Raw genomic sequence first — 12,939 nt, 5'->3', positions numbered from 1 at the left:
GCCCTAGAGTCCTGACCCTGCCATCAAGGGGGACGAAGGAATGACGCCGGTGTTGCCGGGTCCGGTCCGGGCGGCGCTGGCGGCGCCCCTCGTCGACCACCACTGTCAGGGGGTCCGCCGCGACACCCTGGTCAGGGCCCAGTTCGAGACGCTGATCACCCGGGCGGGCCATCCCGCGCCGCCCGGGACGACCCATTTCGACACCCCCGAGGGCGTCGCGATCCGGCGTTGGTGCGCGCCCGTCCTCGGGCTCGACCCGCACGCGCCGGCCGCCGTCTACCTGGCCAGACGCGCCGAACTGGGCGCGGCCGAGGTCAACCGGACGCTGCTGCGGGCCGCCGGGGTGGTCGCGTTCCTGGTCGACACCGGCACCGAGGCCGCCCCCGACCTGCTGTCGGTGGCCGAGACGGGGCGGCTCGGGGGAGCGGCGTCCGACGAGATCGTCCGGCTGGAGCGGGTCGAGCAGGAGGTCGCGGAAGAAGGGCACGGCGCGGGCGGCTACCTCGACCGGCTGCGGGGCGAGGTCGCGGCACGGGCCTCCAGGGCGGTCGGGCTGTCGACCGTGATCGGCTACCGCCATGGCACCGACGTCGATCCGGTGCGGCCGGCGCGCGGGGCCGTACTGGCGGCGGCGGGAAGGCGCGCGGCCGAGCCGAAGAGCACCCTGACCGACCCCGTGCTGCTGCGGTATCTGCTCTGGATCGGGGTCGACGTGGCACGCGAGCGGGCGATGCCGCTGCAGATCCCGTGTGGCCAGTCCGGGGTCGAACTGGGTGTGCCGCACAAGTCCGACCCGACCGCGCTCGCGCCCTTCATCAAGGCGCTGGGCCCGCTCGGCGTGCCGGTCATCCTGCTGCACTGCTCGCCGTATGAGCGCGAGGCCGCGTTCCTGGCCGCGACGTTCCCGCACGTGCACATCGACGTCCGCGACGGGCTCGCCCGGGTGCTCGACCTGGCGCCCTTCCACAAGATCATGTACGGCTCGGGCGGCTGGGGCGTCGCCGAGACCGTCTACCTGGGCGCCCTGCGGCACCGCACCGTCCTGGCCCGTGAGCTGGCCGCCCGCGTCGAGGCGGGAGACTGGTCGGGGGGAGACGCGGAACGGGTCGCGGGGATGATCGGATCGGGAAACGCTCGTCGGATATACCGACTTTAAATCCTCTTTAGGTAGGAGGACCGGTCGGATCTCGGGCGAAAGACTTGAAACGCCATGACTGCCATAGAGATCCGAAACCTCAGCAAATCGTTCGGCGCCGTCCGCGCCGTCGACGACGTCTCCTTCACGGTGGAAGCCGGGACCGTCACGGGCTATCTCGGCCCCAACGGCGCCGGCAAGACCACCACCCTGCGGTGTCTGCTCGGCCTGGTCACCCCCGATTCGGGGGAGGCCCTGGTCAACGGGCAGCGGTACGCGTCGCTCGCCCATCCGCTGAACGAGGTCGGCGCGGTGCTGGAGGCGACCAGCTTCCACCCGGGCCGCACCGCCCGCGACCACCTGCGCATCCTGACCACCGCCGCGGGCCTGCCGGCCACCCGGCCCGACGAGGCGCTCGACCAGGTGGGCCTCGCCGACGCCGCCAAGAAGCGGGTCGGCGGGTTCTCCCTCGGCATGCGCCAGCGCCTGGCCCTCGCGGGCGCGCTGCTCGGCCAGCCGAAGATCTTCATCCTGGACGAACCCGCCAACGGCCTCGACCCGGCGGGCATCCAGTGGCTGCGCGGCTTCCTGCGCCACCTGGCCCGCGACACCGGCGCGGCCGTGCTGGTCTCCAGCCACGTGCTGGCCGAGGTCGAGCAGACCGTCGACAACGTCGTGATCATCGCCAAGGGCCGCATGATCCGCCAGGGCACCCTCGCCGAGCTCACCGGCAACGGCGCCGGCGCGGTCCGGGTCAAGACCAAAGACGACTTCGCCCCCGCCCTGCGCGCCGCCGGCGGCACGGTCGAGGAGGTCGAAGCGGGCCTGCTCCGGGTCACCGGCCTGGACACCGAGGAGATCGGCCGCCTGGCCCTCGACCAGCGGGTGCTGATCACCGAAGTCATCCACGAGCGCTCCGACCTGCAGAGCGTCTTCCTCGAACTGACCGGCGAGGGGGCTCAGTCATGACGAACCTGATCCGCGCGGAGCTCCAGAAGCTCTTCACCACCCGCCTGTGGTGGGCGATGGCCCTGGTCATGTTCGCGTTCACCGCGTTCGGCCTGGCGTTCCTGATCGCCCAGGCCGGGGCCGCGCCGGCGAACGGCCAGCCCGGACTGCCCGCGCTCGACGACCCGGCGTGGCTGCCGCTGGCGCTGAGTTTCGCGTCCGGGGCGAACATCTTCACGATGATCCTCGGCATCGTGCTCATGACGAGCGAATATCGCTACCAGACGATCACCGGGACGTTCCTGACCACGCCCAAGCGGGGCCGCGTCATCGCGGCCAAGCTCGGGGCCGGTGTGATCATCGGCGTGTTCTTCGCGATCATCTCGCTGCTGTTCACCGGCATCGTCGCCATCACCGCCGTGCTCATCGGCGGCGGCTCGGTCGACCTGGCCGGGGGCCGCATCCCGCAGCTCACCCTCGGGGTGTTCGCCACCCTGGTCCTGTACGCCCTGTTCGGCATCGGCCTCGGCGCGCTCGTGCGCAACCAGGTGGCCGCGCTGATCGGGGGCATCGTCTGGGCCTATGTGATCGAGTCGATCCTCGGCGCCTTCCCGGCCCTGCAGACGGTCGGCAAGTGGCTGCCCGGCGGAGCCGCGCAGGCGCTGATGAACATCGACTTCGAAACCGGCCTCGGGGAGTCGAACCTGCTGCCCGCCTGGGGCGGCGCCCTCGTCCTGGTCGCCTACGCCCTGCTCTTCGCGGTGGTCGCCAACCTCACGACAACTCGGAGAGACATCACCTGAGCGTGCCGATGTGAAGAGCTGGTCCGCCAGCCCGAGGCCGGGCTTTGGAGCGCAAACCTATGTCGATAGAGTGCGACGTCATGGTGAAGCTGCAGAGTGACGTGACCGTTGAGCTGGTAAAACACAGTGCTTCCGATTCGGATGTGCTATGGGCGGCCCGTGTCTCGACAGCGGGGGAGCAGTCGCTGGAGGAGATCCACAAGGATCCCGAAAAGTCCAAAGGACTCATCAACTTCTTGATGCGCGACCGGCACGGCTCCCCCTTCGAGCACAACTCGATGACTTTTTTCATCAGTGCGCCGATCTTCGTGTTCCGCGAGTTCCACCGTCACCGCGTTTGGTCGTACAACGAGGAAAGCGGTCGCTACCGGGAACTGCAGCCTAATTTTTATGTCCCCGGCCCAGATCGGAAACTCGTCCAGCAGGGGCGCCCGGGTAAGTACGAGTTCGTCGATGGCACACCTGAGCAATACGACCTTGTCTCCTCCACGATGGAGGACGCATACGAGCACGCCTACGCGGCGTACCAGAAGATGCTCGAAGCCGGAGTCGCTCGTGAGGTCGCCCGCGCCGTGCTGCCCGTCGGGCTGTTCTCCTCCATGTACGCCACCTGCAACGCCCGCGCGCTGATGCACTTCCTGTCGCTGCGGACCAAGGACGACCGGGCCGCCGTGCCGTCGTTCCCGCAGCGGGAGATCGAGATGGTCGGCGAGAAGATGGAAGCCCTGTGGGCAGAGCTGATGCCGCTCACCCACGCCGCGTTCAACGCCAACGGGCGCGTCTCGCCGTGATTTGAGTAGGAGGGTGCTCACGCGCCCGGTCCGAGGGTGAGCCGATTCTGCGATCACGAGCATCGCGGAAAAGGAGCACCCTCACATGAGGAAACTGCAGGCCGCCCTGACCGGATTACTGGTCGTGGCGGCCTTTCTCATCGCACCACCCGCCCACGCCGCGACCGTGAAGGTCACGGTCCACCTCTACCGGGTCGTCGAGATCTCCTGCGACGAGGGCGCGACCGTGCCCTGTCCCAACGACTACTACCCGAAGTTCAAGATCGGCACTGAGGACCTCTACGACGGCAAGGACGACTTCTGCTGCGCTCACGGCACCGACTTCCGGACCAACTGGGTCCACTCGGCCGACGTCGACACCAGCCAGAACCCGATCGACATCCACATGGAGCTGTGGGACCAGGACGACTCCAGCGACGACGACCCCATCGACTGGGGCGCCCCGGGCGACCACGTCGACCTGAAGTTCGACCTGAACACGTGCGTCTTCACCGGTGGCGGGCTGACAGCGCAGCAGGGCGCGGGCATCACCTCGCTCGCCGGCGAGAGCGAGCAGAGCGCCGTCGACTCGGCCCGCGGCTACTTCACCATCACCACGCCCGACTGCCTCCAGAAGGCCAAGACCACCGACGGCGACGGCGACGGCCTCATGGACGTCTGGGAGAGCCCCGGCCGGGGCGTCGACTACGACGGCAACGGCACGGTCGACCTGCCGCTGGGTGACATGGGCGCGCTGCCCTACCGCAAGGACCTGTTCGTCGAGGCCGACCACATGGCCGGCGCGGCCCCGCGGCCCGGCGCGCTCACCGACGTGGTCAACGCGTTCGCCGCGGCCCCGGTCGACGAGTACGAACCGGGCAAGTACCGAGGCGTCAACCTGCACGTCCTGAGCGGCGAGGAGGTGACCCGGATCGACAACATCAAGTTCCTGGACCCCGGCCCCGGCGACCTCGACGACTTCAACGACCTCAAGGGCGGCAAACCGGACGTCGACTGCGACGGCTTCCTCGGCACCGCAGCCGAGCGGAGCAGCCCGAACTGCAAGAACATCCTGGAAGCCCGCCGTCAGGTCTACCGCTACATGATCTTCGGCCACACCTACGATCCGAACCCCGATTCCTCGGGCCAGGCCGAGATCGACGACGTCACCGTCGAAGGCGGCAACGACTTCATCGTCACCGTCGCCACCTGGGACTTCGACGACGACGCCGACCGGCAGGTGACCGAGGCGTCGACGTTCATGCACGAGTTCGGCCACACCCTCGGCCTGGGGCACGGCGGCGGCGACCACATCAACTGCAAGCCCAACTACCTGAGCGTGATGAGCTACGCCTTCCAGTTCCCCGGCCGCGACCCGAACCGCCCCCTCGACTACACCAGCGCCGCCAAGGGCACCGCCTTCGGCACGCCGCTGAACGAGGCGAGCCTCGACGAGAAGAAGCGGCTCCACGCCACGCCCAACCCGGCCCGCAAGACGGTCTACGGCCTCAACGGGAAGCTCAGAGTCACCGACGCCAACGACCAGCCGATCGACTGGAACGGCAAGGACGGCGACCAGGAGACCGGGATCCCGGCCGACATCAACTGGATCGACTCCATCGGCGATCCGGGCAAGGGCTGCAACATCCAGGCGACCCAGACCCTCAACGGCCACGACGACTGGGCCAACATCCAGTACAACCCCCGTCAGCACGTGGGCTTCTTCGCCGACGGCATCCGGCGGAACCTGCCCGTCGAACTGACCGAGACCGACGTCAAGGCCATGACGCAGCAGGCCGACCTCAAGCTCACCAAGACCGCCGACCGCGCCACGGCGGCGGGCGGGCAGACCATCTCCTACACCGTCGGCGTCACCGACCTCGGCCCCGGCCCGGCGAAGTCGATCGAGGTCGTCGACACCCTGCCGGATGGAACGATCCAGCGCCGGAACCTGCCCGACCTGGCCAACGGCGCCACCACGACCACGCCGTTCAGCTACCAGGTGCCGTGCGCGGTCACCGACGGGACCGTGATCACCAACACCGCCACGGTCACCGGCACCGACGCCGAGGGCGTGCCCGACCCGTCGCGGACCGACAACACCGCCACGGCCACCACGACCGCACGGGCGCCCAAGCTGACCGTGGCCCAGACGGCGACCCCGTCGGTCGGCTCGGGCGAGGCGATCACGTACACGATCACCTATGCGAACGCGGGCGGCGACGCCGCCTCGAACGTGGGCGTGACGGCGACCGTGCCCAAGGACGTCTACTACAGCAAGGCGCTCGACCTGGGGGCCGGGCCGAAACCGGCCACGGTGACGCTCAACGCCGACGGCACCAGAACGCTGACCTGGAGCCCCGGCGACCTGGCCGCGAACTCCGGTGACAAGAAGATCGTCTTCACCGCGCGGCCGACCCTGCTGGCCCTGCCGGGCGCGACCTTCACCGGGGGCGTGTCGATCGCGTACAAGAACGGAAGCGGGGCCTGTGTCTACGCCCCGGTCACCGCCTCGTCGTCGACCACGGTCACCGCGGTCGCGCCGAGCCGCAACCCGATGCTCCCGGCACTGTGGGCGCTGCGGACCGATCTGCGCACGGCCGAGACGCTGGCCCGCGTGCAGGCGACCGACACCCGCTGGGACGGCGCCGACGGATCGGCCCCGGACGGGAAACTGTCGCAGCAGGAGGCGTCGGCGGCGCTGTTCCTGCCGGTTCTCCAGCCGCGCACGCTGCGCGCCGACCTGCTGGCCGCCACGCTCAACATGGCGACCCGCAGGATCAACGCCGGAACCGTCCTCAGAACCCTGACGACGCAGGCCCTCGGCGTGGGCACGGTCGGTGACACCGTCCGCTACGCCCAGACCACACTGGCCCAGCCGCCGACCCTGGCGAACCTGGTCCGGTACGCCAAGTCGACGCTGGTCCTCACCGAGGTCAACTCGGGAATCGCAGAACGCTATTGACAGAGCGCTATTAGTTCAGTGCGGGAAGCACGTAGACCTCGGCGCCTGGAGGGAGCTCACAGTCGAGCCCGCCCAGGCGCCGGGCGTTCTCCCCGCACACGAAGATGCCGATGTGCCGGCGCAACGCACCGTATTCGTCGCGCAGCCGCCCCTCCAGATTCGGATGGGTGCGGCGCAGTGTGTCGAGCGCGCCGCCGAGCGTCGGGGTCTCCGACTCCTCGGGGGCGACGGCGAACACCTTGACCTGGGTGTCGTCACCGATCCAGTGACGCAGGGTACTGGGCAGCACGAAGGTCACCAGCGTGACCGGCCGGGCGTTCATCCGCTCATCGTGCCAGGGCTCGCATCGTCGCGGGGCGGGGTTCAGGGTTCCCCCTGAATCGCGTCCCGGTGGATGCTGGCCAGCGGCACCCCGCTGTCGAGCAGCCGCCGCACGGTCGCGTTCACCATGGTGGCCGGCCCGCACACATACACCTCGTGTCCGGTCCACGTGTTGATGCGCGGCACCACCTCGTCGAGGTCACCTCTCATTCCTGTGTACGAATCCTCCTGCGACACCACGGGCAGCACGCTCAACCACGGGAAGCCCGACTCCATTCGGCGCAGGTCGGGCAGGTCGTAGAGCTCGGCGACCCGGCGGGCGCCGACGATCATGGAGATGTTGGGCCGTCGTCCCGAGGCGATGACCTGCTGGACGATGGCCTTCAGCGGGGCGAGGCCGGTGCCGCCCGCCACGCAGAGGATGTCGCGCTCGCCGTCCGGCGGCGCCATGGTGCCGACCGGCGGACCGAGGAGGACCTGGTCGCCGGCCTTGGTGTGCTGCGCCAGCGCGGTGCTGACCCAGCCGCCGGGCAGGGTGCGCACGTGCAGCGTGATCGTGTTGTCGGCCCGGGGCGCGTTGGCGATGGAGAAGGTCCGCCAGACGCGGGGCCAGCGGGCGACCTGCACGTTGACGTACTGACCCGGAGTGAACGCCATCGGCTGGCTGGGCCGCAGTGTGACGACGGTGATGTCGGGCGTCCGGCGGTCGTGGTCGACCACCTCGGCCAGCCACCACGCGGGGTTCACACCCGCGTCGGCGTCGGCGGCGCCGATCATGAGATCGGCCGCTGCGGTGTAAGCGGCCACCCAGGCCGCTTCGATCTCCGCGTTCCAGATTTCGGCCGCGAAGCGTTTGATCGTCGCCAGCAATGCGTTGCCGACGGCGGTGTAGTGCTCGGCCATCACACCGTATTTACGGTGGTCCCGACCGAGTTGTCCCAGATACCCCCCCAGGCTGTCCGGGCTGTCCAGCATCCAGACGATCCGGGTCAGCGAGCCGAACAGTCGGTCTCGCGTGATGTCCATCGCCGGGGGGAACATGCCCCGGAGATGCGGACTCTGCGCGAACAGGCGGCCGTAGAAGTACGCGGCTGCTCGCTCCGCGACAGGCTCGACGACGGAGAAACTCTCTTTGACGAGGCGCGGATTCAACGACATGTATTGGTCCCACCCTTGTGACCGGAATAGGTTCTTCCGGTCTGCCGATCCACCTCCCTGACGGTTCCGGGTGAATGAGCGTGGCGGCCCCCCGGCACATCCGTTCGCTCATTTGGGAGTCTTCCACTCGGAGATGGACGTCACAACTGATTCACCTCAAAGGGAACCGTTGGTAACGGGTGAGTGATCCTCCGTGAGCGACAGTAGCGACATTTTCGGACAAGAAACGCGAACCTGATTCGCGTTGTTGCTCGAAGCGAGACGAGGGAGCCGGAGGCCGGCCGTGGCCGGGTCGGGAATCTGCTCTGGAAGCGTGGGATACGTGACAAAACCGAAATCATGTGCGCCATGATGGGCATGCCGTCGCGCGCAACCTACTGGAGACTCCATGGCTCGTCCGATCATTGGCATCACCAGCTACCTTGAAGCCGCCCGCTGGGGTGCGTGGGTGCGGGAGGCCGTGGTCTCCCCGCAGGGATACTCGCGGGCCGTGGAGAAGGCCGGGGGCGTCCCCGTCCTGCTGCCGCCGCTGCTCGCGGCCAACGTCGACGACCATCTGCGCGGCCTCGACGGCGTATTGCTGGCCGGTGGCATCGAACTCGACCCGGCGTTGTACGGCGAGCCGCGTGAGTCCCGGGTGGACGAGCCGCAGGCCCACCGCGACCGTTTCGAGATCGCCCTGGCCAAGGCGGCCGTCGCGGCCGGCAAGCCGGTCTTGGCCGTGTCGCGCGGCATGCACGTGCTGAACGTGGCGCTGGGCGGTTCGCTGATCCCGTGGCTGCCCGACGTGGTGGCGCACGACCGTCACACGGGCGCCAAGCACCCCGTGATCATCAGCGTGTCGAGCAAGGTCGGCAAGGCCGTTGGCGACCGCATCGAGGTGAACGCGCCCCACCACCAGGCGGTGAAGAAGCTCGGCCAGGGCCTGATCGCGGTGGCCTGGGGCGACGACCAGATCGTCGAGGGCATCGAGCTTCAGGGGCACCGTTTCTGCGTGGGCGTCCAGTGGCACCCGGAACGCGGTGGCGACAACCGGCTGATGGAGTCCCTGATCGAGGCGGCCCAGCCCTTCTGAGGATGATCCCGCCGGATGTGTCCGGATCCGAACGGAATTGAGCGGTAGTCAACACAGGCGCGGCCGGTCACCGGCCGCGCCTTCTCAGTGGGAGACCTGGAGCAGATAGCTGACGGCGGTGGCCGTGGCGCTCGTCCCGAGCAGCAGTGTCAGCACGCGTTCCCCCGCGCGCCGGGCGACGGCGGCGCCGAGGAGCGCGCCCGCGATCCCGCCCAGGCCGGTCGCGATCCCGATGTGCCAGACGGGCGCGGCCGGGGGCGTGCCGATGTGGAACGCGTCGAACAGGCTGTAGGCGATCAGCCCGCTGATCGAGGTCGCCAGGGTCGACGTCAGGGCGAGCGGCGCGGCGCGCTGCACGGTCTGGTGCGCCACGGCCACCAGCACCGGCGCCAGCATGGAGCCCCCGCCGATCCCGATCGTGCCGCCCACCGCACCGGTCACCAGCGCCAGCAGAGCCAAAGGCACGGCACGCACGACGGGCGACTCGCCCGTGTCCTTGGCCCGGGGTCCCCTGAAGGCGCGGACGAGCAGCTGAATTCCCAGCGGCGCGAGCACCGCGATCACCAGGATGCGGAAGCGCGCCGGGTCGGCGAACAGCGTCACCCGGCCGTACGCGCCGATCACCGCCGCGGGCACACAGGCGGCGGCGACGATGACCAGCTCCGATGACCGGGCCCGGACGTCCACCGCCCGCAGCAGGGCCAGGGGCGTCGACATGGCGTTGAAGACGAGGTTCGTCGCGCTGATGGCCGGACCGCTGACGCCCAGCAGGCTCGCCTGCAACGGCAGCAGGAACACCGCCCCGGAGACGCCCACCGGCGTGCCGAGCGCCGCCACCAGGAACCCGGCCACCAGCGCCAGCACTACTTCTGTCATGGGGGGATCTTCCGGTCGAGAATTTCCCCAAACATAGTAGGAAGACCCTGAAAGCCAACCGGCCGGGCCCGGTCCGTCTCCGCGGCCCGGTCGGTTCTAAGGTGCGGTGCATGACATTGCACGACCGCGCCCGCGCGTACCTGGACCGATTCCCCCCGGCCGTCGACTATGTCCCGCCGACCCTGGCCGAGATCCAGGAGAGCCGTCCCGTCGACGGCGACGCCGAGGGCCGGAGCCCGCGGATCCCTCTTCACGAGGTCACCGACACCGAGATCGCCGGGGTGCCGGTCCGGGTCTTCCGCCCGGCGCCCGGTGATCTCCCGGTCGTCGTCTACATCCACGGTGGCGGGTTCGTCTTCGGCAGCGCCGACGTCGACGACCCGATGTGCCGGGACCTCGCCGTCCAGACGGGCGCGCTGGTGATCTCCGTCGACTACCGGCTGGCCCCTGAACACCCGTTCCCGGCCGCCGTCGACGACTGCTGGGCGGTGGTGGAGAAGGTCGTCCACGACCATGAGAAGGTCGCCGTCATGGGGGAGAGCGCGGGGGCCAACCTCGCCACGGTCTGCGCCGCCCTGGCCCGCGACGCTGGGTTGGGCCTCACCCATCAAATGCTCATCTATCCGTGTACGGAGATGCGCACCGACACCCAGGGCTTCGACGACCACGGCCACCACAACCTCGAAACCGACCGCGTGGCCTGGATGTTCGACCAGTACGCCGGCACCGCCGACCGCACCGACCCGCGCTTCGCCCCGGCGCTGCTGAAGAACAAGGACGGCCTGGCCCCGGCCACGGTCATCGCCGCCGAACACGACCCGCTGACCGCCGAGTGCGAACGCTACGCCGCCGAACTCCACGCCGAATACCGCTGCTTCGACGGCTCGCTCCACGGTTTCTTCGGCCTGCCGGGCTTCTTCCCCGAAGCGGCCGAGGCCAGGGAACTCGCCGCCGACCGCCTCAGGGCGTCGTTCTAGAACGACCGGGGCAGCCCCAGCACCTGCGTCGCCACGTAGTTGAGCAGGAGTTCCTCGGTCACCGGGGCCACCAGCCCGATGCGGGCGTCGGCGAGCAGCCGGGCCACCGGATACTCCAGCGAATAGGCCATCCCGCCGTGCGTCTGGAACGCCGCGTCGGCCGCCTCCCAGAACGCCTGGGAGGCGGTCAGCTTCGCGATGTTCGCCTCGGTCCCGCAGGGTTCGCCGCGGTCGAACAGCCACGCCGCCTTGTACAGCATCAGCCGGGCCAGTTCGATCTTCGCCTTCACCCGCGCCAGCGGGAACGCGATCGCCTGGTTCGACCCGATGGCCCGCCCGAACACCTCACGCTGCTTGGCGTACTCGACGCCCACCCGCAGCGCGACCTCGGCCCCGCCGAGAGCCGACGCGCCGAGCAGGATCCGCTCCGGGTTGAGGATGTCCCACAGCACGACGGCCCCGCCGTGCACCTCACCCACCACGTTCTCGGCCGGCACCCGCAGGTCGTCGAAGAACACCATGTTCGAGGGCGTCGTGTTCGCCCCCATCTTCGGAATCGGCCGGTAGGACAACGTCCCCGCCGCCACCGCCTCGGGCACGTTCACCAGCAGCACGGTCAGCCCGTTGGTGCGCGGCTTGGCCTCGGCCGCCGGGATCGTCCGGGTGACGAGCAGCATCCACGTCGCCCGCTGCACCCCGGTGATCCAGATCTTCTGCCCGTTCACCACGAACTCCGACCCGTCGAGCCGCGCCGAGGTCGTGATGGCCAGCGAGTTCGACCCGGCGTCGGGCTCGGTCAGCGCGAAACACGTCTCGATCTCCCCGGCCGCCAGCCGGGGCAGCAGAGCCGCCCGGTGCCGGGGAGAGCCGTGCCGGGCGATCGTCAGCGCCCCGAACCCGGGCGTCAAGACATACGTGAAAGCCGACCCTCCGGCCGACCCTGAAGCCGACAATGTCTCGGTCGCCACCGCGAGTTCGAGCAGTCCCTGCCCGCCGCCGCCGAATTCCTCGGGGACGGCGAGGCCGAGCCAGCCACCCTTGGCGAGCTCGGCCCATACCGAGTCAGGCCACCTCTTCTCGGCCTCGCACCGCTCCCAGTAGGACATGTCGTAGCGGGAGCAGATCTCGCCGATGCCGTCCTGTACGGCCCGCGCGCTCTCCGGCAGCCTGAAATCCATGCCGCATTCTAGAACGCGTTCTCTATCTCTCGCCGCGCGGACGCCGGGCGTGGTAGACGAACGCCGGAGGCAGGTTCGGCCACACGGTCCGCCCCATCACGACCTCCTCGAACGAGCTGAACAACGACCGCCGGATCCGCAGCGCGGGCGGCAGGAGCATCGCGTGGACGTAGGCGAACATCGTGAACGCCCCACCCGGGGCCAGCGAGCCCAGGATCGCCTTCAGCAGGCTGTCCTGCAGCTTGGGGGAGAACGCGGCCCACGGCAGGCCACTGATGATCACGTCGGCCTGGGCCACGCCCCGGTCGGACAGCAGCGCCGGCAGCCCGCAGGCGTCGTCGACGACGACCTCCACCCCCGGGTGACGGTCGGACAGGTGGGCCGCCAGCTTCGGGTTGATCTCCACTGCCAGGTGCCGTCCCCGCCCGCCCAGCCTGCGCTGGATCTCGGCGGTGAAGGAACCCGTTCCAGGTCCGAGCTCGACCACCACGGGGTCGCCCTGCTCGGGGATCGGGACGCAGACGGCCTCGGCGAGACGCCGGGAACTGGGGGCGATCGCGCCGACGGAACCGGGGGAGCGCATGAACTGCCCGAAGAAGAGGGCTGATTCGTTGGCCATAACTGGAAGGTAGGCGGCCGAGGGGGGTAAGTGAGCCGTCCGACCGGCCGAGTGACCGGCCACTTGGCGGAGGCGAGATGGGATCCGGGTCCCATTTGGGCCGCTACCGTGCAT

The 12,939-nt window shown here is 69.4% G+C and carries 12 protein-coding genes; 7 read left to right on the top strand and 5 right to left on the bottom strand.

Features of this window, described 5'->3' with window-relative positions; all coding sequences use genetic code 11:
- Positions 1-40: 40 nt before the first annotated feature.
- From AW272_RS25305 to AW272_RS25285, 5 genes are all read left to right on the top strand, one after another.
- A complete protein-coding gene (locus tag AW272_RS25305; protein WP_066369916.1) occupies positions 41-1,156 on the top strand; it encodes an amidohydrolase in 1,116 nt (371 codons plus the stop codon).
- Between the two features lie 54 nt (positions 1,157-1,210).
- A complete protein-coding gene (locus tag AW272_RS25300; protein ID WP_066369913.1) occupies positions 1,211-2,104 on the top strand; it encodes an ABC transporter ATP-binding protein in 894 nt (297 codons plus the stop codon).
- Positions 2,101-2,886 carry an ABC transporter permease gene (locus AW272_RS25295; protein WP_066369912.1) on the top strand — a complete coding sequence of 262 codons (786 nt, stop codon included), beginning with the start codon at positions 2,101-2,103 and terminating at the stop codon, positions 2,884-2,886. The genes AW272_RS25300 and AW272_RS25295 overlap by 4 nt, the downstream gene beginning before the upstream one ends.
- Positions 2,887-2,966: 80 nt before the next feature.
- Complete coding sequence (thyX, locus tag AW272_RS25290) at positions 2,967-3,677, top strand: FAD-dependent thymidylate synthase (protein ID WP_218011053.1); 711 nt, start codon at positions 2,967-2,969, stop codon at positions 3,675-3,677.
- 85 nt (positions 3,678-3,762) lie between these two features.
- Positions 3,763-6,621, top strand: coding sequence for a DUF11 domain-containing protein (locus tag AW272_RS25285; RefSeq protein WP_066369911.1), 2,859 nt, complete (start codon positions 3,763-3,765; stop codon positions 6,619-6,621).
- 10 nt (positions 6,622-6,631) lie between these two features.
- Here AW272_RS25285 and AW272_RS25280 read toward each other — a convergent pair whose 3' ends face one another.
- Both AW272_RS25280 and AW272_RS25275 read right to left on the bottom strand, forming a co-directional pair.
- On the bottom strand, positions 6,632-6,943 hold the full coding sequence (locus AW272_RS25280) for a ubiquitin family protein (protein WP_066369908.1): 312 nt from the start codon (positions 6,941-6,943) through the stop codon (positions 6,632-6,634).
- 41 nt (positions 6,944-6,984) lie between these two features.
- Positions 6,985-8,100 (bottom strand): globin domain-containing protein, encoded by a 1,116-nt coding sequence (locus AW272_RS25275; protein ID WP_066369905.1) that lies wholly within the window; start codon positions 8,098-8,100, stop codon positions 6,985-6,987.
- A 388-nt stretch (positions 8,101-8,488) separates the two neighbouring features.
- Between AW272_RS25275 and AW272_RS25270 the strand changes: the two genes are divergently transcribed.
- Positions 8,489-9,175: a gamma-glutamyl-gamma-aminobutyrate hydrolase family protein gene (locus AW272_RS25270; RefSeq protein ID WP_066369904.1), complete on the top strand. Its 687-nt coding sequence runs from the start codon at positions 8,489-8,491 to the stop codon at positions 9,173-9,175.
- An 84-nt stretch (positions 9,176-9,259) separates the two neighbouring features.
- Here AW272_RS25270 and AW272_RS25265 read toward each other — a convergent pair whose 3' ends face one another.
- On the bottom strand, positions 9,260-10,051 hold the full coding sequence (locus AW272_RS25265; protein ID WP_066369899.1) for a TSUP family transporter: 792 nt from the start codon (positions 10,049-10,051) through the stop codon (positions 9,260-9,262).
- 110 nt (positions 10,052-10,161) lie between these two features.
- On the opposite strand from AW272_RS25265, the gene AW272_RS25260 reads away from it, so the two are divergent.
- Positions 10,162-11,028 (top strand): alpha/beta hydrolase, encoded by an 867-nt coding sequence (locus tag AW272_RS25260; protein ID WP_066369898.1) that lies wholly within the window; start codon positions 10,162-10,164, stop codon positions 11,026-11,028.
- Here AW272_RS25260 and AW272_RS25255 read toward each other — a convergent pair.
- Together AW272_RS25255 and AW272_RS25250 are read right to left on the bottom strand one after the other, a co-directional pair.
- Positions 11,025-12,206: an acyl-CoA dehydrogenase family protein gene (locus AW272_RS25255; protein ID WP_066369897.1), complete on the bottom strand. Its 1,182-nt coding sequence runs from the start codon at positions 12,204-12,206 to the stop codon at positions 11,025-11,027. The genes AW272_RS25260 and AW272_RS25255 overlap by 4 nt on opposite strands.
- Positions 12,207-12,228: 22 nt before the next feature.
- Positions 12,229-12,825 (bottom strand): class I SAM-dependent methyltransferase, encoded by a 597-nt coding sequence (locus tag AW272_RS25250; RefSeq protein WP_066369895.1) that lies wholly within the window; start codon positions 12,823-12,825, stop codon positions 12,229-12,231.
- Between the last annotated feature and the right edge of the window lie 114 nt (positions 12,826-12,939).

The sequence above is a fragment of the Herbidospora mongoliensis genome (genome assembly GCF_001570545.1).
Taxonomy (GTDB): Bacteria; Actinomycetota; Actinomycetes; order Streptosporangiales; family Streptosporangiaceae; genus Herbidospora; species Herbidospora mongoliensis.
The sequence above is the reverse complement of the archived record's forward strand: the minus strand, read 5'-3'. Positions and strand labels throughout refer to the sequence as shown.